Here is a 19,474-nt window from a genome sequence, read left to right on the forward strand (position 1 = left end):
CGACGGCGTGGATTAAGCGTACGGCAAAACCGTGTGGTCCTGGCGCCCGTTGCCGGCGTCAAGCTGTCGGAGAAGCGCAAGCGGAAACGGCAGCGACGGAGTCAACCAAGAACTCGTCTCCGGGGAGATCACGGCATAAGCCGTAAAGCCATTGCGCAGGGAAGGCCGGGTGTTCACCGCTGCCCTGTATGCTCGTGTGCAGCCTTTTTATTGCAAACCGCACACGGGACCGCGGGTGCAGCGCGCACCCGGTCTTCCCTGCGCCCTCTCAATGAGAGGGCGGGAAGTTTCTGGCAAAGCTCGGGCGCAATGCGCCGCGAGATCGCGAATTCGCGTCCTTGGTCATTGATCGATGAGCATCTCCATCCACTTCGTCCCGGACAAGCGAAGCGCGATCCGGGACCCATACGCCGCAGCGGTTGTTGTTGAGCACGCTGGGCGACGACTTACTTCAACAATAGATGACCGGGATTATGGGTCCCGGCGTTCGCCGGGACGACACCGTCTCCGCTTACACAGGCTGATGCGCCGGAGCCCGCAAACCCGCCGCCTTGACCTTGCCGAAATCCGCGGTGGATTTCCCCGTCAGCGCCGCCAGCACCAATGCTACCATGTGGGCGAGGCGTTCGTCCCTCGCCTCCTTCTTCAGGAGGTCACGGCCGAAGATCACGCTCAGCGTCGCGCTGTTCGACAGATAGAAGAAGCACAGGCCGGCGATCGAGATATAGAGCTGGACCGGATCGACCGCGACGCGGAAGTCGCCGCTTTCGACGCCGCGATTGACCACGGTGCGGATCATCTCGACGAACGGCGAGTGCATCGATTTGACCTTGGTCGAGCGCTTGAGGTGGCGGGCTTTGGCAAGGTTTTCCGTATTGAGCAGCGCCAAAAACTCCGGATTGCGGATGAAGTAGTTCCAGGTGAAATCGATCAGCCGTTCGATGGCCTTGGGCGGATCGAGATGTTCGAGATCGAGGGTGCGCTCCTCGGCGCGGATCTGCTCATAGGCGCCTTCGAGCACCTCGAGGTAGAGGTCCTCCTTGTTGCCGACGTGGTAATACAGCATGCGCTTGTTGGCGCCGGCATTGGCCGCGATCCGGTCGACCCGCGCACCGGCGAGGCCGTGGGCGGCAAATTCCTGCTTGGCGGCCTCGAGAATGCGGATCCGCATGCCCTCGGGGTCGCGCTGCCATTTCAGAACACGTTTTGCCTTGGCCAATTCAATCGCTCGATGATCGCATATACGAGATTTAGCACGCTATCCCCGTCATTGCGAGGAGCGTCAGCGACGAAGCAATCCATGTCTCCGCGAGGCGGCATGGATTGCTTCGCTCCGCTCGCAATGACGGCTGAATCAATCGAGCGCGCCCGGCTTCATCGAGGGCTGTACGAGCAAGGTCGGCACGCCGCAGGTGCCGTTGCGCACGGTCATCACCCGCGTCCCCGGCTTGCGGCCGGCGCGGACTTCGGAGACGTCGACGCCGGCAGCCGTCAGCCGCGCATGGGTGGCGTCGATATCGGCGACGCGCCAGCACAACCCGCGCAGACGGTCGTGCTGCTCCTGCGTGCCGGCAGCCGGCTTGCCCGGCCGGTGTGTCACCTCGACGATGAGGTCTCCGCAGCGGAAGAACATCAGCCGGCCCCAGTCCGGATGCGAGCGGTCGAGCGCCATGTCGAGCCCGAGCCGCGCCCCATAGAGCGCGGCGGCCCGCTCGGGATCCGGCGTCGAGACCACGACATGATCCATCGCGGTGATCGATGCCGGCCCGGTTCGCACCGACAGTGGTCGCTCCTTTGCCAGTTCGAGGAAGAACATCCGGATGCCACGCGTCGCATCGGTGGCGGCGCGGGTGCGCTTCCACGACAAGGTCGCCTCCGTGACCGCATCGCGGCTTTCGACCTCGGCGACCGGCTCCGGCTTCAGGGTCAGCCGGTCGAGCCTGCGATGCAATTTCGTGATGTCGTTGGTGCGAAAACAAAGGCTCGCCAGCCCCTCGCCCTGCGCCGCGAGCACGCCGCGAATGCGCTCCGCCGCCTCGCCGTCGCCGCTCGGCGCCATCAATTCCAGCGTCGCGTTATCGAGCGTGAACAACACGCGCTCGGCGCCGTCGCCACTGTTGCGCCAGGCCGGCGTCCGCCCAAACAGCGACTGATAGGCCGCCTCGCCCGCCGAAATATCGCCGGTGAGTACGACTACATGATCGAGACCTGTAATCACGGCAAAAGCCCTCCCCCTTTTGTCGCACTGTCCGGAACCCCGGGCAGCGCTCAGCCGTTATGGCCCGGCATCCTGACGATCCCTAGTCCCCTGACATGCCCTTCTCAAGCCGCAAACACGGCACGGTTGCGAATAATTTCAGCGAATGCATCCGACAAGCGGTGCTAGTGTAGCGCGCCGGGCCGGACCCACCCTTCAGCCCAAGACTCTGAAGTACAATGACGGAAAACGAATGCAGGCCCTCTTCATCGGACAGACCTATATCGACGTCACCTTCATCACCGACCACATGCCGACCGGCGATGAAAAGCATGTGGCCTCGGCCTACGCGGTGTCGTTTGGCGGCAACGCCGTCACGGCGGCGTTCTGCTGCGCCAAGCTCGGCATCGTGCCGGACCTGATTGCGACTGTCGCCAACGACTGGCTCGGCCGCATGTTCTGGGACATGAGCGCGAAATACGGAATCTCGATCCATCCGCGCAAGGTCAACGCCTCCTCGCTGTCCTTCATCATGCCAAAGGACGGCAAGCGCGCCATCGTGCGTTGCCGCGACGACGAACACATCCATCCCTTCCCCATCCTCAACATCAAGGGATGCCGCGCGCTGCATATCGACGGCCACCAGCCGGACGCTGCCATCCATTACGCCAAACTATGTCGCGAAGCCGGCATCCTGACCTCGCTCGACGGCGGCGGCCTGCGCAGCAATACTCATGAGCTCCTGGAATTCATCGACGTTGCCATCGTGGCCGAGCGGCTGTGCGAACAGATGGACAAGACCCCGGAGACGATGCTGGATTATCTCAAGAGCCGGGGCTGCCGGGTCGGCGGCGTCACGCTCGGCGAAAAGGGCCTGCTGTGGTACGACGAGACCGGTTCGGTGCGCAGCCTGCCCGCACTGCCGATCCCGCGCGAGCGCGTGATCGACACCAACGGCGCCGGCGACGTCTTCCATGGCGCCTACGTCTATTCCTATTTGAGCAGCCCCGGCAAAAGCTGGCGTGACCATTTCGAGTTTGCACGCGCCGCGTCGACCTTCAAGATCCAGCGGCTCGGCAACGAGGCGGGATTGCCGACGCTGACGGATATCGAAGTGGTCAAGATGGCGTTTGCGGCAAGCCCGTGACCGGATGAAGCGGAGCTAGAGTATGGGGCGCGTCTTCGTCGCCGGCAGCATCAACATGGATGTGGTGGCGACCGCCGACCGGCATCCGCTTGTTGGCGAGACCGTCGCCGGCAAAGCGGTGCTGTATTTTCCCGGCGGCAAGGGCGCCAACCAGGCCGTGGCAGCCGCCAAGCTCGGTGTATCAACCACGCTGATCGGCCGGCTGGGAACGGATGCCTTCGGGCAGCAATTGCGGACTTTTCTCGCCGCGCAAGGCGTTGACCTCGCGCATCTCAAGGACACCGCCGAGGCCCACACCGGAACGGCGCTCATCACGATCGCCAATGCCGACAACACCATCGTCGTCGTACCCGGCGCCAATGCGCTTGTCAGCGCCGAGGATGTCGGCACGCCTGTTCTCGCCAGGGGCGACATCGCCGTCAGCCAGTTCGAAATCCCGCTGCCCACGATCATGGCGTTCTTCAAGCGCGCCCGCGCTGCCGGTGCGACCACGATCCTCAACCCCGCGCCCGCGACCAGGTTCGGACGCGAACTGCTCGATCTCGTCGACATCCTCGTTCTCAACGAGACCGAGCTTGGGCTTCTCGCCGGCACCGAGCTTCGCGATACCGATGATGACAACAGCTTCATTGAAGCGGTCCGGTTGCTGCCGTCAAACCGTGATCAGATCGTCTGCGTGACACTGGGCAGCCGCGGCGTGCTTGCGATGATCGATGGTCAGCCGTCGGTTATCCCCGGCCGCAAGGTGAAGGCGGTGGATACTACCGGCGCCGGCGATTGCCTTGTCGGAGCGCTCGCGGCGCGTTTGGCGGATGGAAAAGCCATCCGCGACGCCCTCGCCTATGCCAATGCCGCGGCATCGATCTGCGTGCAGCGGATGGGCGCGGCACCCTCGATGCCGACTGCCGCGGAAGTGGCGGCCATCATCTGACCACTCTCCGCAACCTTCGCGTCAGCCGCATCGAAGCGCGCCTGTCACTTCAACGACTGCAATTCGTCGTATTGCGCCCGCGTCCACCCCGCGCCGGCGGCGGCATCGTTGTGCAGCGGAACCGCTGCTTGCCGGAATGCCTCGCGATCCGGCTCGACCACGGTCATGCCGAGCTTCTTGAGCTGTGTCGCCAAAACCCGTTCGGACGCCTCAATCGCCTCCGTCGCCTTCGCGGCGGCCTCCTTCATCGTATCCGCAAACAGCTTCTGCTCGTCCGGCTTCAGCTTGTTCCAGACGTGGCTGCCGATCACCGTCACCATCGATTCCGTGATGTGGCCGGTCAGCACGATGTGACTCTGCACCTCGTAGAATTTCTTGGCCATGATCGTGGGCAGCGGATTCTCCTGACCGTCCACCAGGCCTTGCCGGAGCGCATTGTAAACGTCGGAGAATGCGATCGGCGTTGCGTTGGCGCCGACGGATCTGGTGAACATCAGGACCAGCGGCGCCGGCGGCACACGCAGCTTCATGCCCTTCATGTCGTCGGGCTTGCTGATCGGCTTGTTGGCGGTGACGTGACGCTGCCCGTAATAGGTCAGCGCGAGGATCTTGTGCCGTGTCTTGTCTTCATAGTCCTTCGCGAGGTCGGCAAACAGCTTGCTGGCACGGTAGGCCTTCCAATGGTCGAAATCGCGCAGCATGAACGGCGCGCCGGTGATGCCGAGCGGCTTGTAGGTTGCCGCGACGAAGTTGATGCCGACATAGACGATATCGACGGTGCCGAGCCCGAGCCCCTCATTGAGCTGATTCTCGTTGCCGAGCCGGGAAGCCGGGAACACCTCGATATCGAATTTTCCGTTGCTGCGTCTCCTGATCTCGCTCGCCGCCCACAGCGCTTCGGTGTGGTAGGGCTCGGTGATCTCGTAGACATGCGCCCATCGCAGCTTGGTCTGGGCCGAGGTCGGGCCGGCCATGACCATGGTAAGGATGACGGCGCTGCTTAGCATCAGACAGCGTGTCCAGACGGACATGCTACCCTCCCCGATTGACTCACCGAAGCCTCTGGCGGGCCTGCTGCAGCGTTGCCGAAATGGTCCGCCGATGCAAGTGGACCGGCGGCAAGGCTCCTCCGACTTAAGTCAGCGCGCTCTTCAGATCGAAGCTGCTATCAGCCGCCTGCTCCGGTCCGATCGAGCCGTTGGCGGCCAGCAGGCGCCGTCCGAACATGTGATCCCCGGCACGGTTGACGGATTCGATGCCGACGAGTTGCCCGGACTTGTAGCAGAAGGCGGAGAACGCCCCCTGCCCGCGATCGCCGCGCACCACCACCTGGTCATAGCCCGTCGTCAAACCCGCGATCTGAAGCTTGTGGGGACCCTGGTCGCTCCAGAACCACGGCAGCCCGTCATAGACTTTGGCATCGCCGGTGAGTCGCGCCGCGACACAGCGCGCGTGGTCGGTGGCGTTCTGTACGGATTCGAGCCGCAGCGACCCGCCGAAACGCGGGCTCGCATAGAGCGCGCAATCGCCGACCGCCGAAATACCCGGATCGGCCGTCAGCAGATGTTCGTCGACAATGATGCCGGCAGCCACCGGCAGGCCGGCTTCGGCCGCCAGTTCGACATTCGGCAGGACGCCGACCCCGACGACGATGAGATCAGCAGGCATGTGCCGGCCGTCGCTGAGGCTGACACCGGTGACCTTGGCCCCGTCGCTTTCGATGCTGGTGACCTGCACGCCGAGATGAATCCGAATGCCGGCCGCGGTGTGGCTCGCCTGAAAGAATTCGGAGATTTCAGCGGTCACAGCACGCGCCATCACGCGGGTGCCGAGTTCGACCACATCGACTTCCAGGCCCTTGCCCCGGGCGGTCGCCGCGAATTCCAGTCCGATGAAACCGGCCCCAATCACGACGACGCGTTGACCGGATCCGATCCGGTGCCGCAACGCCTCGCTTTCGTCGAGGGTGCGCAAATAGCGCACGCCCTCCAGATTGGCGTTGGGAATGTCGAGCAGGCGGTTGCGCGCTCCGGTCGCCAGCACCAGATGGCCGTAGTCGAGGAAGGAACCGGAGCCGAGCAACAGTCTATGCGCCCTGCGGTCGATCGACACCGCCCGATCGGAGATCAGCTCGATCTTCTGGTCGGAAAAGAATTTTTCCCTCCGGAACATCAGGCTGTCAGGCCCGCCGGTTCCCTTCAGATAGGCCTTGGACAAAGGCGGTCGCTGGTATGGCAGATGGCCCTCATCGTTCAGAAGCGCGATGCGCTCGGCAAAGCCGTGCTGGCGAAGCGAGGCCGCAACCTGAAAGCCGGCATGGCCGGCGCCGACGATGACAACAGGACCTTGCACAACGGATCCTTGCACAACAGATCCTTGCGTCATCGGGACAACCCAATTGCAGGCGCACAGGAATTACCCATGTCGTCTCCTCTCACTGCTGATGTTGGCTTTCGCCTCGTGAGAGCGGCGCTCGTGTCCGCGTCCCGAACGATGGGCACCCCCATTAGGCCTCAAGGTTTGGCAACGCGCAAGAGCGTCCCTGCCCTGGAAGGGAGGATAAGGTCGCATCCAGCGGCCCGCCTCCGGGATTGTCTCCCCCAGGCTTCTGCTATTTAAATGCGCGGCGTCCGTTCCGCCCGGAGGATTTTCCGATGACGACACAAGATCATACCGCTGCTCCATCCGATGAGCCGGCACGGCTCACGATCGAAGGTCCGATTGCGACCATCACGCTGAACCGGCCCGCGGCGTTCAATTCGATCGACCTGTCGATCGCGAAAAAGCTGGAACAGCTTGGCGCCGAGGTCGAGGGCAACGACGCGATAAGAGTGCTGGTGATCCAGGGCCAAGGCCGCGCCTTCAGCGCCGGCGGCGATCTGCAGACCATCGGTGCGGCCGCAGCCGCCGACACCATTGCGCCCGTGGTCGGCGAACTCTTGAAGCACTACCACGCCTTTATCGAAACCATCCGGCGGATGCCGAAGATCGTGCTGTCGAGCGTTCACGGCTCGGCGGCCGGCGCCGGCATGGGCCTCGCCTTCGTGACCGATCTTTGCATCGCCGCTGAAGACGCCCGCTTCACGCCGGCTTACGCCAAGATCGGCGTGTCGCCGGACGGCGGCAGCACCGTCGGCATGGTCGGCACCGTCGGCACCCGCCGCGCGCTGCAGCTGTTTCTCGCCGAAGACAGTTTTTCGGCGCAGCAGGCCTACGATTGGGGCCTGGTCGCCCGGGTTGTTCCGGCCGCGGAGCTGAAGGCGGCGACGCAAAAATTCGCCGAACGGTTGGCGCAGAACCCGCCGGCGGCAATCAGCGGCACCAAGTCGCTGGTTTACCAGGCCGCGGTGACGCCGGTCAGGCAACAGCTCGATGCCGAGGAAGCGAAGATCATCGACGCCATGCACACCGACGATTTCCGTGTTGCGGTGAAGAAGTTCACCAGCAAGGGGAAATAAGCGACCGCCGCAGCGCCATGCGAACCAGCCGAACGCGTTGGGCTCCTTAGCCCTTCCCCTCGCCGCGCATGAAATCGAAATCGCAGCCTTCGTCGGCCTGCAGGATGGTTTCGTTGAACAGATGCGCGTAACCGCGCCTGGCCCAATCGGGTGTCGTTGCCGGCGCCAGCGCGGCGCGGCGTTTTTCGAGCTCGGCATTGTCGACCAACAGATCGATGCTGCGTTTGGCGACTTCGAGCCGGATCATGTCGCCGTTCCTCACCAGCGCCAGCGGACCGCCGACGGCGGATTCCGGCGTGATGTGCAGCACGATGGTGCCGAACGCCGTCCCGCTCATGCGCGCGTCCGATATCCGCACCATGTCCTTGACGCCTGCACGCCCGAGCTTCTTCGGGATCGGCAGATAGCCCGCTTCCGGCATGCCCGGCGCGCCCTTCGGCCCGGCATTGCGCAGCACCAGCACGTCGTCGGCATTGACGTCGAGCGCGGGATCGTCGACCCGCAGCGTCATATCTTCAACGGACTCGAACACGACCGCACGGCCGGTATGTTGCAAGAGCTTGGGGCTCGCCGCCGAATGCTTGATCACGGCGCCGCGCGGCGCAAGGTTGCCGTGCAACACCGCCATCGCGCCTTCCGGCTTGATCGGATTGCTGCGGGGACGGATCGCGTCCTGCCCCGGTACTTCCTCGGCGCCCGCGACGACGTCGCGCAGGGTCGCGCCGGTAATTGTTTTGGCATCGAGATCGATGAGGTCGCCGAGCTGCGCCATCAGCTTCGGCAGGCCGCCGGCGTGATGGAAATGCTCCATATAATGCTCGCCCGACGGCTTCAGGTCGATCAGGACAGGCACCTCGCGGCCGAGCTTGTCGAAGCCTTCGAGATCGATGCGATGCTTGGTGCGGTTGGCGATCGCGGTCAGATGAATGAGGCCGTTGGTCGAGCCGCCGATCGCCTGCAGCACCACTTGCGCATTCCGGAACGACGACGCGGTCAAAAACTCGCTCGGCCGCGGCCCCTTCGCCTTGGCCAACGCGGCGGCGACCTTGCCGCTCGCTTCGGCGGAACGGAAGCGTTCGGCGTGTGGCGCCGGAATCGTCGCGCTCATCGGCAGCGACAGGCCCAGCGCCTCGGTGATGCACGCCATCGTCGACGCCGTGCCCATCACCATGCAGGTGCCCACCGATGGCGCCAGGCGGCCGTTCACGGCTTCGATCTCAATATCGTCGATTTCGCCGGCGCGGTATTTTCCCCACAGCCGTCGGCAATCCGTGCAGGCGCCCAGCACTTCGCCCTTGTGATGCCCGACCACCATGGGCCCTACGGGAATGACGACGGTCGGCAGATCCGCACTGACCGCGGCCATGATTTGCGCCGGCAGGGTCTTGTCGCAACCGCCGATCACGACAATGGCGTCCATCGGCTGGGCGCGGATCATCTCCTCGGTATCCATCGCCATCAGATTGCGCAGATACATCGAGGTCGGATGCGAAAAACTTTCGGCGATTGAGATGGTCGGGAACACCATCGGCATCGCGCCGGTCAGCATCACGCCGCGCTTCACCGCTTCGATAATCTGCGGCACATTGCCATGGCAGGGATTGTAGTCGCTGTAGGTGTTGGTGATGCCGACGATCGGCCGGTTGAGCGCGTCGTCGGAATAGCCCATCGCCTTGATGAAGGCCTTGCGCAGGAACAGCGAGAAGCCAGCATCGCCATAACTTGCCAGTCCCTTGCGAAGTCCGTCATCAGCCATCTTGTTCTTCCCTATCGCTGCAGGCTCGCACTAAAGGAGTCTGAGCAATTATTGTCAATATTTTGATATTCGGCGCCGAAATTTGCGCTATTCGTCCACCAATCATGCGCTATTATTGACAATGGCATCCGTGCGTGCTGACTTCCGGCGATGATCGGAAGCGAGCATCCATGAACAAGCCGTTCCGCATTGGCCTTGTCGGCGCCGGCATGGTGAGCCGCCACCATCTGATCGCTTGGGCCAGCATAGCAGATCAGGCGCGCGTTGTTGCGGTCGCCGATCCCTCGGCCGACAACGCCGCACGCCGTGCAACCGAATTCGAGATACCCAGAACCTACGCCAGCGCCGAAGCGATGCTGGCGGAGACCGATCTTGACGCCATCGACATCGCGGCGCCACGCGAGATGCACGCGCCGCTGGTCCGGCTCGCGGCAGCTAAGCACCTGCCGGTGCTTTGCCAGAAGCCGCTGGCGCCGAACCTGCAGCAAGCGGCCGACCTCGCTGCCGAGGTCCGCGACCTGACGCGGCTGATGGTGCACGAGAACTGGCGCTTTCGCGGATATTATCGCGACGCCGTGGCCTGGCTGCGCGAGGGCCGCATCGGCAACGTCAAGCAGGCGCAGCTGACGCTGATGACGTCGGGTGTGCTGCCGGGACCCGACGGGCTTTGTCCGGCGCTGGAGCGACAGCCCTTCATGCGGCGCGAGAAGCGCATGCTGGTCGCGGAAGTCCTGATCCATCACCTCGACACGCTGCGGATGCTGCTCGGGCCGCTGCGCGTGACGGCGGCTGCGCTTTCGCGCACGAGCGAACAGCTCGTCGGCGAAGACGGCGCGGTGATCCAGCTCCAGGCTGACAACGGCGCCGGCGTCACGGTGTTTGCAAGCTTTGCCGCGCACGGGCATCCGGCGACCCAGGTCGACCGGCTGGAAATTCTCGGTGACAAGGGCGCCATCAAGCTCGACGGGCCGCAACTCATCTGCTCGGGTGCTGCGCCCCAGGAAAAGGTCTACGATCTCGCCACCGAATATCAGGGGTCGTACAACCGGACGATTGCGCACTTCGTGCAATCGCTGCGCGACAATACGCCGTTCGAGACCGCGCCGCAGGATAATCTCGAGACGTTGCGGCTGGTCGAGGATTGTTATCGGCTGTCAGGCTGGGAGGCTTTGCAATGAAGCCGCAGGAAGCATTGACCGAGATTTCCGCGCTGACGCGCGAGGAAGAGCAGGCGGAAGTGATCCGCCGGCTGGAAGAGGACATCATCTTCGGCCGCTTCGCCCCGGGTTCGAGGCTGGTCGAAGACACGCTGATGACGCGCTACCGCGCCAGCCGGCATTTCGTGCGCCAGGGCCTGTTTCAGCTCGAGCGCCAGGGCATCGTGCTGCGCGAGAAGAACATCGGCGCCACCGTGCGGTTCTATTCGGCCGAGGAAGTGCGGCAGATCTACGAGGTCCGGGAAATGCTGACGCGGCAGGCAGCATTGATGATCGCGCTGCCCGCACCCGCAAGCCTGATCGAGCAACTGAGCGAATTGCAGCGGCAATATTGCGCCAAGGCCGACGCTCAGGATCTGCGCGGCATTCACGAAGCCAACGATGCCTTTCACGTCGCGCTATTCTCCGCCTGCGGCAATCCCTATCTGGTGCGTTCGCTGCAGGACTACATGAACCTGACACTGCCGATGCGCGCCAAGAATCTGGCCGACAAAGAGGGGCTGGCGCTGTCGCGGCGCCAGCACGAATTCATGATCGAACTGCTGAAAGGCCGCGACAATTGGGCGCTGGCGCAGCTTTGCGTCGACCACATGCAGTTCAGCAAGTCGGATTATCTCGAGCGCATCGCAGGGGATGAGGGCGCGAGATAGCAGCTGTCATTCCGGGGCGCGCGAAGCGCGAACCCGGCATGACGTGAGAGGCGTCACTTCCAGTCCACGATCCTGCTCTTGTCGCCATCGAACTCCATGCCGCAGAACGTGCCGCCCTGGTAGAAATCGCTGACCGGATCGGGCTTGAGCTTGGCCTGCTCGGCCATCGCATGCTCGCGATGATCTTCGCCGCGGCCGGTCGGGCGATAGCCGAGCTCGTAGGCGCGGTGATTATCCCACCACGCGCGCTCGTTGTACGATGCGCCGTAGAAGATCTCGAAATGGATGTCGGGGTGGTCGAGCCCGATCCGGCAAAGCTGCACCAGGTCTTCCGGCTTCAGCCAGATCGCGAGCCGGCGATGGTCCAGCGGCATTTCGCCGAAATTGCCGATGCGCAGACACGTCACCCCGAGCCCGTGCTTGTCCGCATAGAGCGACCCGACCGCCTCACCAAATACCTTGCTGACGCCATAACGGCTGTCGGGGCGCGGGGTGACATCGGTGCCGATCCGGTGGTGGCGCGGGTAGAAGCCGACCGCATGGTTGGATGAAGCGAACACCACCCGCTTGACGCCCTTCTTGCGCGCCGCCTCGAACAGATTGTAGCAGCCGATGATGTTGGACTGCAGGATCTGTTCCCACGGCCCCTCGACCGAATAGCCGCCGAAGTGCAAGATGCCGTCGACACCCTCGCAGATCGCCTCGACCTGCGCGGGATCGGCCAGATCAGCCGCCTTGAATTTCTCGTTTGCACCGAGATCGGCAGGCTTCGCGAGATCGCTCAACAGCAGATCCGGATAGATCGGCGGCAACAGTTTGCGCAGGCTGGTGCCGATTCCACCGGCAGCGCCGGTCATCAATATGCGTGGCATTTTCTTCCCTCTTCGTTGCGACCGATTTGCGGTCGCTGGCTGACAATGATAGCAAAACATTCTGCGAGGAAACGCAACAGCAACGAGAACAGCAAATGTCCGAGGCAACACCCCGCGCCGGCTGGCAGCCGGCGACCTATTATCCCGATCCGGCGATCCACGCGCTCGATCCGCGGTTCGAGAAATACTGGCTCAAGCTGTCGGCGGTGGAACGGCTGGCCACCGGCATGCGCTGGGCCGAGGGGCCGGTGTGGTTCGGCGACGGGCGCTATCTGCTCTGCAGCGACATTCCCAACAACCGCATCATCAAGTGGGAAGAGGAGACCGGCGCGGTCAGCCACTACCGCAAGCCGTCGAATTTCGCCAACGGCCATACCCGCGACCGCCAGGGCCGCCTGATCAGCTGCGAGCACGGCGGCCGGCGTGTCGTCAGAACCGAATATGACGGATCGATCACGGTGCTGACGGATTCCTTTGGCGGCAAGCGGCTGAATTCGCCGAACGACGTCGTGGTCAAGTCGGACGGTTCGATCTGGTTCACCGATCCGATCTTCGGGCTGCTCGGCAATTACGAGGGCTACAAGGCCGAGCCCGAACTCGACATGAATGTCTACCGGATCGACGGCGCCACCGGGAAGGCCACCATCGTCGCCGAAGGCATTCTGGGACCGAACGGGCTTTGCTTTTCGCCGGATGAGAAGATTCTCTACGTCATCGAATCCCGGGGCGTGCCGACCCGCAAGATCCTCGCTTACGACGTCTCGCCCGGCGGCGACAGGCTTTCCGACAAGCGCGTGTTCGTCGATGCCGGTCCCGGCACGCCCGACGGCATGCGTTCCGACATCGACGGCAATCTGTGGTGCGGCTGGGGCATGGGCGATCCCGAACTCGACGGCGTTGTCGTGTTCGCGCCCGATGGCGTGATGATCGGCCGCATCGCCCTGCCCGAACGCTGCGCCAATCTCTGTTTCGGCGGCCTGAAGCGCAACCGGCTGTTCATGGCCGCGAGCCAGTCGATCTACGCGCTGTATGTGAACACGCAAGGCGCGCTCGGGGGATAGTCTACGCCATCCCCTCGCCGCGCCGGATTCAACCCTTCTTTTCCTGCGCGGCGGCGGTCTGCTTGGCCAGTCCCTCCTCGAACGCCTTTTCCAGCGTCGCGGCATAGGCGTTGAACTCGCCGGGATTGACGAACGGATTGGGCGCGCCGTCAGCCAGTTTGGCGCGCTTCTCCTGCATCTTGTACATTTCCGGATGCGGCGCGAGCAGGACATCCACCTTCATGTCCTTGGCCCGCGCGAAGGTCTTGCGGTAATCGGCGACGATTCCGGGATAGGTCGGGTTGGTCACGAGGCGGTTCAGCGCCACGGTGCCGCTGCAGAAGATCAGGACCGAGCGGGTGGCATCGCCGTCCTTCACGGAAAATTCCCAGCTCGTGCAGCCCGGCGAATGGCCGGGCGTTTCGCGCGCGGTGATCTTCACGTCGCCCAACGTAATCGTGTCGCCCTCGCGCACGGTGCGGTCCACTTTGACCGGCGGGAAATTCAGCACGGTTTCCTCCCGCGCTCCCGGATAGTAACCGCCTTCGAGCAGCGGCTTGTCGGCTTCACCGGCGACAAGCTGGGCGCCGCTGGCCTGCTTCATTTCGGCGAGACCGCCGGTGTGATCGATATGGGCGTGGGTGTTGAGCAGGTATTTGATGTCGGTGACCTTGAAGCCGAGTTTTTCGATGTTGCCTTTGATCTGCGAGGTCGCATCCGGCATGACCGTATCGACCAGGATATGACCCTGCGGCGACGTGATCAGATAGGATGACAGGCCGTTGGTGCCGACATAATAGACATTGCCGATCATCTTGAACGGCTCCGTCGGCTCGTTCCATTTCACCAGCAGCGTCGCGAGCAGATCCTTGAGGCTCTGCGCCTGTGCTGCGCCGGTCAACGGAATCAGCGCGACAAGCGCAATGGCCAGTTTCCTCATATCCGATCTCCCTTTTTGTTTTTTTCTTCGCGTCATTGCGGCCGCGCGTTGATGCAAGCCTCGACCATGCACTCTAACGACAATGCCGGCTGCTTTGGGGCAGCCGGCATTGTTTTGAATAGACGGCGTTAGCAGCGCCGCATCAGATCACGCGGCGTTGTAGCCGGCGACCGCCTTCACTTCGAGATATTCTTCCAGACCGTACTTGCCCCACTCGCGGCCGTTGCCGGACTGCTTGTAGCCGCCGAACGGCGCGGTGCGATCGTTCGGAACGCCCTGCAGGTTGACGTTGCCGGCGCGGATCTGCTTGCCGACGCGGCGCGCGCTTTCCACGCTGTCACCGGTGACGTAACCGGCCAGACCATACGGCGTGTCGTTGGCGATCTTGACCGCCTCGGCTTCGTCCTTGGCGCCGAGGATCGTGAGCACCGGCCCGAAGATTTCCTCGCGGGCGATGGTCATGTCGTTGGTGACGTCGGCGAAGATGGTCGGACGCACGTAGAAGCCCTTGTTGACGCCCTCGGGGAGACCCGGACCGCCGGCGACCAGCGTTGCACCCTCGTCGATGCCCTTCTTGATCAGCGCCTGGATCTTGTCCCACTGAATGCGGGACACCACGGGACCGATCGTGGTGCCGTCGGCGCGGGGATCTCCGGCCTTGGTCTTGTCGGCGACCGCCTTGGCGATAGCGGCGACTTCCTTCATCTTCGACAGCGGCACGATCATCCGCGACGGCGCGTTGCACGACTGTCCGGAGTTGTTGAACATGTGCATGACGCCACCGGTGACGGCCTTGGTGAGGTCGGCGCCTTCCAGGATCACGTTCGGCGACTTGCCGCCGAGTTCCTGGCTGACACGCTTCACGGTCGGCGCGGCGCGCTTGGCGACATCGACGCCGGCGCGGGTCGAGCCGGTGAACGAGATCATGTCGATATCCGGATGCTCGCTCATCGCAGCACCCACCTCGGGGCCGAGGCCGTTGACGAGGTTGAACACGCCCTTCGGCACGCCGGCTTCATGGAGGATTTCCGCGAAGATCAAGGCCGAAGTCGGCGTGAATTCCGACGGCTTCAGGATCATGGTGCAGCCGGCGGCAAGCGCGGGCGCGACCTTGCAGGCGATCTGGTTCAGCGGCCAGTTCCACGGCGTGATCATGCCGATGACGCCGACGGGCTCACGCAGCACCGTGGCAGTGCCGATGTTTTCCTCGAAATGATAGTTCTTCAGCACTTCCAGCGTGGAGGCGATATGGCCGAGGCCGGCGCCGGCCTGCAGCCGCTCTGCCATCGGCAGCGGCGCGCCCATTTCGTCGGATACGGCAGCGCCGATATCCTTCATGCGGCCCTTGTAGATCTCGATGATCTTTTCCAGGAGCGCGACACGCTCCTCGCGGCTGGTCTGCGAGAAGGTCACGAAGGCGCGCTTGGCGGCAGCGACGGCCTTGTCGAGATCGGCCTTCGAGCCGAGCGCAACCTCATACATCGCCTCTTCGGTCGCCGGATTGACGACGGGCGTGGACTTCTTGACGGCGGGATCGACCCAGGCGCCGTCGATGTAGAATTGCATACGGTTGACCATCGGAAACCTCGTTATTTCACAGGGCGGAAGGATTAAGGGAACGGGGGCGTTCGGCAGGCATCCTTGCACGAAAATCCCGGCAATTGAACCCGCCATATGCGGGATGCCGCGTTGCGGCGGGCACCGGATATAAGGTCAGTGGTGTGGCGGTGGCAAGGTGCCCCCCTCTCACCGTCGTCCCTGCGAACGCAGGGACCCATACGCCGCGGCCAATCTTGGGGCATGGGGGTAGATACCGGCTGAACAACTTCTCCCTGTGGTTATGGGTCCCTGCGTTCGCAGGGACGACAAATACCGCTGCTTCCTCTCACACCGCCATCTTCCGATGCCGCACCGGCGCCCCCACCGTGAGGCTTTCGGCCGCATCGATGATGGCGTTGGCGTCCATGCCGTGGTGGCGGTAGAGGTCGAGAATCGTGCCGGTCTGGCCGAACTGCTCGACGCCCAGCGCCTCCACCCGGTGGCCGCGCACGCTGCCGAGCCAGCCCAGCGCCGCCGGATGACCGTCGATCACGCTGACAATGCCGCAGTCGCGTGGCAGCGGCGCCAGCAATTGTTCGATATGGCTGAGATGCTGAACGCCGCGGCGGTCGCGGCGCAGTTTTCGCGCCGCGGTCCAGCCTGAATGCAGGCGGTCCGCCGAGGTCACCGCCAGCAATCCCACGTCCCGGTGGCTCTCGCCGATGAAGCCGACCGCCTCGATCGCCTCGGGCGCAACCGCGCCGGTATAGGCGATCACGACGTCGCAATTCGCGCCCGGCTTGCGCAGCCAATAGGCGCCGTCGGTGATCTCGCGCTGCAGGTCCGGCGTCATGATCCGCTGCGGCTGGTCGATGGTCCGGGTCGACAGCCGCAGATAGACCGATCCACCCTCACCCGCGTCGCGCTGCATGTGCTGAAAACCCCAGCCCATGATCACGGAGAGTTCATCGACAAAGGCCGGCTCGAATGAAGCAAGACCATCCTGCGCGATGCCGATCAGCGGCGTTGCGATCGACTGGTGCGCGCCGCCTTCCGGCGCCAGCGTGATGCCCGACGGCGTCGCCGCCACCATGAAGCGCGCGTCCTGGTAGCAGGCGTAATTCATCGCATCGAGGCCGCGCTGGATGAAGGGATCGTACAGCGTGCCGATCGGCAGCAGCCGCTCGCCGTTGATCTGGTGCGACAGACCGAGCGCCGAAAGCATGATGAACAGGTTCATCTCGGCGATGCCGAGCTCGAGGTGCTGGCCCTTAGGCGAGAAATCCCAGTTGAAGGTCGAGGGGATTTTCTCCTGCCGGAACAGATCGTGGTTTTCAGCCTTGGCGAACAGGCCGCGCCGGTTGACCCAGGCGCCGAGATTGGTCGACACCGTCACGTCAGGCGACGTGGTGACGATGCGCGAGGCCAGTTCGGTGTCGCCGCGCGCCAGTTCATTCAGCACGAGGCCAAAGCCCTGTTGCGTCGACATCTGCGCCGCCGGCTTGAAGGCGAGCCGCTCGGGCACCTCGATCACGGGCGCGGTCAGGCGCCGGCGGCCCTCGGCGTTGAACGGCGCTTCGGTGAGGAAGGCTTCGAGATCAGCCGGGTCCTGCGACAACCCTTCGAACTTTTCCCATTCGTGGCCTGGACGAATGTTCTGCGCCGCACGCCATTTTTCCATCTGCGCGACCGTCATCAATCCCGCATGGTTGTCCTTGTGGCCCTGCATCGGCAGGCCGACGCCCTTGATGGTGTAGGCGATGAAGCAGACCGGCCGATCATGGTCGATCGACTCGAAGGCATCGATCATGCTGGTCATGTCGTGTCCGCCCAAATTGGACATCAGCGCCAGCAGTTCCTCGTCACTGCGCCGGTCGATCAGTTGGGTGACCTGTCCCTGATCGCCGATGTCGTCCTGCAGATGCTTGCGGAACGCGGCACCGCCCTGGAAGCACAGCGCGGCATACATCTGGTTCGGGCAATTATCGATCCAGCGCCGCAGCGCCTCGCCGCCGGGTTCGGCGAACGCCGCCTGCATCAGCGTGCCGTATTTGACGATCCTGACGTCCCAACCGAAATTGCGGAACATGGATTCGAATTTTTCCCAGAGTCCTTCGCGCACCACGGCGTCCAGGCTCTGGCGATTATAGTCGACCACCCACCAGGTGTTGCGCAGCCCGTGCTTCCAGCCCTCGAGCAACGCCTCGAAGATATTGCCCTCGTCCATTTCGGCGTCGCCGACCAGCGCGATCATGCGCCCCTCGGGACGATCTTTCATCCAGCCATGCGATGTGACGTAATCCTGCACCAGCGAGGAGAACAGGGTTTGCGCCACGCCAAGCCCGACTGACCCCGTCGAGAAATCGACGTCGTCGGCGTCCTTGGTGCGCGACGGATAGGATTGCGCGCCCTTGAAGCCGCGGAAATTTTCCAGCTTCTCGCGGGTCTGATGCCCGAACAGATACTGGATGGCGTGGAACACCGGGCTCGCATGCGGCTTCACCGCGACGCGGTCCTGCGGCCGCAGCACCGAGAAATACAGCGCCGACATGATGTTGGCGAGCGAGGCCGACGAAGCCTGATGGCCGCCGACCTTCAGGCCGTCGGCGTTGGCGCGGATGTGATTGGCGTGGTGGATGGTCCACGACGACAGCCAGAGCACCTTGCGTGCCAGCGCGGACAATAATTCCAGGCGTGCGGGCTCGATGGGCATGGCGGTGCTCCGGACTCGGGGTCAGGGTCGAATTTTACCGGGCATCAGGCTTCCAGAAATCTCAAATTTACGCGACATACCGGCCAGAATTAGGATAAAATCCCAATCCGAACCCCATTACCCAGAGTTCATTCCAATGCACGCCCTCGACGCCATCGACCGCAAGATCCTCAGCCTGCTGCAATCCGACAGCCGCATGACCATGCAGGAGCTCTCCGAGAAGGTCGGACTCTCGGTGTCGCCCTGCCACCGCCGGGTGAAATTGCTCGAAGAGCGCGGCGTCATCACCCGCTATATCGCCACCGTCGACCAGAAATCGCTCGGCCTGCATGTCAGCGTTTTCATCTCGATCAAGCTGGCGCGGCAGAAGGAGGAGGATCTCAACCGGTTTGCCAAGGCGATCTCGAAATGGGACGAGGTACTGGAATGCTATTTGATGACGGGCAATCGCGATTACCTGTTGCGCGTCGTCGCCGCTGACCTGTCGTCCTACGAGGCGTTCTTGAAAAACAAGCTGACCCGGCTGGATGGGATTGCGTCGATCGAGTCGAGCTTTGCGCTGAGCCAGGTGAAGTATTCGATCGCGCTGCCAGTGTGACGAATGATTTATCTCTCGTCGTCCCGGCGAAGGCCGGGACCCATACCGCGTGATCTCTCGATGAAGCTCGGTAACAGAGACCGTTCGCAAAACTTCTTCCTGTGGTTATGGGTCCCGGGTCAAGCCCGGGACGACGGCGGTGTTTGTTGTTGCACTGTGGTCTAAACGCAGTTTCGCATTCTCGCGACGCCATGCGCCCGAGGTTTGCCAGAAATTCCTTGCCCTCTCATAAGAGGGCGCAGGGAAGACCGGGTGCGCGCTGCACCCGCGGTCTCGTGTGCGGTTTGCACTAAAAAGGTTGCACACGAGCATACAGGGCAGCGGTGAACACCCGGCCTCCCCTGCGCAATGGCTTTACGGCTTATGCCGTGATCTCCCCGGAGACGAGTTCTTGGTTGACTCCGTCGCTGCCGTTT

The 19,474-nt window shown here is 63.3% G+C and carries 16 protein-coding genes; 7 read left to right on the forward strand and 9 right to left on the reverse strand.

Annotation, left to right across the window (positions count from 1 at the left end; all coding sequences use genetic code 11):
* Positions 1 to 511: 511 nt before the first annotated feature.
* A complete protein-coding gene (locus tag JQ575_RS41370; RefSeq protein WP_212038910.1) occupies positions 512 to 1,219 on the reverse strand; it encodes a TetR/AcrR family transcriptional regulator in 708 nt (235 codons plus the stop codon).
* Positions 1,220 to 1,354: 135 nt separating this feature from the next.
* On the reverse strand, positions 1,355 to 2,218 hold the full coding sequence (locus JQ575_RS41375) for a VOC family protein (protein WP_212038911.1): 864 nt from the start codon (positions 2,216 to 2,218) through the stop codon (positions 1,355 to 1,357).
* A gap of 232 nt (positions 2,219 to 2,450) precedes the next feature.
* On the opposite strand from JQ575_RS41375, the gene JQ575_RS41380 reads away from it, so the two are divergent.
* Both JQ575_RS41380 and JQ575_RS41385 read left to right on the forward strand, forming a co-directional pair.
* Complete coding sequence (locus JQ575_RS41380) at positions 2,451 to 3,344, forward strand: sugar kinase (RefSeq protein ID WP_212038912.1); 894 nt, start codon at positions 2,451 to 2,453, stop codon at positions 3,342 to 3,344.
* Between the two features lie 22 nt (positions 3,345 to 3,366).
* Positions 3,367 to 4,275, forward strand: coding sequence for a ribokinase (locus tag JQ575_RS41385; protein WP_212038913.1), 909 nt, complete (start codon positions 3,367 to 3,369; stop codon positions 4,273 to 4,275).
* Positions 4,276 to 4,319: 44 nt separating this feature from the next.
* On the opposite strand, the gene JQ575_RS41390 is transcribed toward JQ575_RS41385, so the two are convergent.
* Both JQ575_RS41390 and JQ575_RS41395 read right to left on the reverse strand, forming a co-directional pair.
* Positions 4,320 to 5,306: a sialic acid TRAP transporter substrate-binding protein SiaP gene (locus JQ575_RS41390; RefSeq protein ID WP_212038914.1), complete on the reverse strand. Its 987-nt coding sequence runs from the start codon at positions 5,304 to 5,306 to the stop codon at positions 4,320 to 4,322.
* 103 nt (positions 5,307 to 5,409) lie between these two features.
* A complete protein-coding gene (locus JQ575_RS41395; protein ID WP_212038915.1) occupies positions 5,410 to 6,660 on the reverse strand; it encodes an NAD(P)/FAD-dependent oxidoreductase in 1,251 nt (416 codons plus the stop codon).
* A gap of 269 nt (positions 6,661 to 6,929) precedes the next feature.
* On the opposite strand from JQ575_RS41395, the gene JQ575_RS41400 reads away from it, so the two are divergent.
* Complete coding sequence (locus JQ575_RS41400) at positions 6,930 to 7,733, forward strand: enoyl-CoA hydratase/isomerase family protein (protein WP_212038916.1); 804 nt, start codon at positions 6,930 to 6,932, stop codon at positions 7,731 to 7,733.
* 46 nt (positions 7,734 to 7,779) lie between these two features.
* On the opposite strand, the gene JQ575_RS41405 is transcribed toward JQ575_RS41400, so the two are convergent.
* Positions 7,780 to 9,489, reverse strand: a complete 1,710-nt coding sequence (locus tag JQ575_RS41405) for an IlvD/Edd family dehydratase (protein WP_212038917.1) — start codon at positions 9,487 to 9,489, stop codon at positions 7,780 to 7,782.
* Between the two features lie 170 nt (positions 9,490 to 9,659).
* Here JQ575_RS41405 and JQ575_RS41410 point away from each other — a divergent pair, with 170 nt between their 5' ends.
* On the forward strand, positions 9,660 to 10,667 hold the full coding sequence (locus tag JQ575_RS41410) for a Gfo/Idh/MocA family protein (protein WP_212038918.1): 1,008 nt from the start codon (positions 9,660 to 9,662) through the stop codon (positions 10,665 to 10,667).
* Positions 10,664 to 11,356: a GntR family transcriptional regulator gene (locus tag JQ575_RS41415; protein ID WP_212038919.1), complete on the forward strand. Its 693-nt coding sequence runs from the start codon at positions 10,664 to 10,666 to the stop codon at positions 11,354 to 11,356. The genes JQ575_RS41410 and JQ575_RS41415 overlap by 4 nt, the downstream gene beginning before the upstream one ends.
* 53 nt (positions 11,357 to 11,409) lie before the next feature.
* Here JQ575_RS41415 and JQ575_RS41420 read toward each other — a convergent pair whose 3' ends face one another.
* Positions 11,410 to 12,228: an NAD(P)-dependent oxidoreductase gene (locus JQ575_RS41420; protein WP_212038920.1), complete on the reverse strand. Its 819-nt coding sequence runs from the start codon at positions 12,226 to 12,228 to the stop codon at positions 11,410 to 11,412.
* A gap of 95 nt (positions 12,229 to 12,323) precedes the next feature.
* On the opposite strand from JQ575_RS41420, the gene JQ575_RS41425 reads away from it, so the two are divergent.
* On the forward strand, positions 12,324 to 13,289 hold the full coding sequence (locus JQ575_RS41425; RefSeq protein WP_212038921.1) for an SMP-30/gluconolactonase/LRE family protein: 966 nt from the start codon (positions 12,324 to 12,326) through the stop codon (positions 13,287 to 13,289).
* A 28-nt stretch (positions 13,290 to 13,317) separates the two neighbouring features.
* Here the strand turns inward: JQ575_RS41425 and bla are convergent, their stop codons facing one another.
* The 3 genes from bla to JQ575_RS41440 form a co-directional block, all read right to left on the reverse strand.
* Positions 13,318 to 14,208 carry a subclass B3 metallo-beta-lactamase gene (bla, locus tag JQ575_RS41430; protein WP_212038922.1) on the reverse strand — a complete coding sequence of 297 codons (891 nt, stop codon included), beginning with the start codon at positions 14,206 to 14,208 and terminating at the stop codon, positions 13,318 to 13,320.
* Between the two features lie 147 nt (positions 14,209 to 14,355).
* The gene (locus JQ575_RS41435) at positions 14,356 to 15,786 is read right to left on the reverse strand and encodes an aldehyde dehydrogenase family protein (protein WP_212038923.1); all 1,431 of its coding nucleotides are present in this window, start codon (positions 15,784 to 15,786) and stop codon (positions 14,356 to 14,358) included.
* Between the two features lie 307 nt (positions 15,787 to 16,093).
* Entirely contained in the window at positions 16,094 to 18,460 is a 2,367-nt protein-coding gene (locus JQ575_RS41440) for a transketolase (protein WP_212038924.1), read from the reverse strand.
* Positions 18,461 to 18,596: 136 nt separating this feature from the next.
* Between JQ575_RS41440 and JQ575_RS41445 the strand changes: the two genes are divergently transcribed.
* On the forward strand, positions 18,597 to 19,058 hold the full coding sequence (locus tag JQ575_RS41445) for an Lrp/AsnC family transcriptional regulator (RefSeq protein WP_192734786.1): 462 nt from the start codon (positions 18,597 to 18,599) through the stop codon (positions 19,056 to 19,058).
* Positions 19,059 to 19,474: the final 416 nt, after the last annotated feature.

Origin of the sequence: Bradyrhizobium sp. JYMT SZCCT0428 (assembly GCF_018131075.1) — a bacterium.
Classification (GTDB): domain Bacteria; phylum Pseudomonadota; class Alphaproteobacteria; order Rhizobiales; family Xanthobacteraceae; genus Bradyrhizobium.

Bases quoted from the DNA above. Each gene is read 5' to 3' on its own strand.
- JQ575_RS41380 (WP_212038912.1), top strand. From the start codon at position 2,451: ATGCAGGCCCTCTTCATCGGACAGACCTATATCGACGTCACCTTCATC.
- JQ575_RS41385 (WP_212038913.1), top strand. From the start codon at position 3,367: ATGGGGCGCGTCTTCGTCGCCGGCAGCATCAACATGGATGTGGTGGCG.
- JQ575_RS41390 (WP_212038914.1), bottom strand. From the start codon at position 5,306: ATGTCCGTCTGGACACGCTGTCTGATGCTAAGCAGCGCCGTCATCCTT.
- JQ575_RS41395 (WP_212038915.1), bottom strand. From the start codon at position 6,660: ATGACGCAAGGATCTGTTGTGCAAGGATCCGTTGTGCAAGGTCCTGTT.
- JQ575_RS41400 (WP_212038916.1), top strand. From the start codon at position 6,930: ATGACGACACAAGATCATACCGCTGCTCCATCCGATGAGCCGGCACGG.
- JQ575_RS41405 (WP_212038917.1), bottom strand. From the start codon at position 9,489: ATGGCTGATGACGGACTTCGCAAGGGACTGGCAAGTTATGGCGATGCT.
- JQ575_RS41410 (WP_212038918.1), top strand. From the start codon at position 9,660: ATGAACAAGCCGTTCCGCATTGGCCTTGTCGGCGCCGGCATGGTGAGC.
- JQ575_RS41415 (WP_212038919.1), top strand. From the start codon at position 10,664: ATGAAGCCGCAGGAAGCATTGACCGAGATTTCCGCGCTGACGCGCGAG.
- JQ575_RS41420 (WP_212038920.1), bottom strand. From the start codon at position 12,228: ATGCCACGCATATTGATGACCGGCGCTGCCGGTGGAATCGGCACCAGC.
- JQ575_RS41425 (WP_212038921.1), top strand. From the start codon at position 12,324: ATGTCCGAGGCAACACCCCGCGCCGGCTGGCAGCCGGCGACCTATTAT.
- bla (WP_212038922.1), bottom strand. From the start codon at position 14,208: ATGAGGAAACTGGCCATTGCGCTTGTCGCGCTGATTCCGTTGACCGGC.
- JQ575_RS41435 (WP_212038923.1), bottom strand. From the start codon at position 15,786: ATGGTCAACCGTATGCAATTCTACATCGACGGCGCCTGGGTCGATCCC.
- JQ575_RS41440 (WP_212038924.1), bottom strand. From the start codon at position 18,460: ATGCCCATCGAGCCCGCACGCCTGGAATTATTGTCCGCGCTGGCACGC.
- JQ575_RS41445 (WP_192734786.1), top strand. From the start codon at position 18,597: ATGCACGCCCTCGACGCCATCGACCGCAAGATCCTCAGCCTGCTGCAA.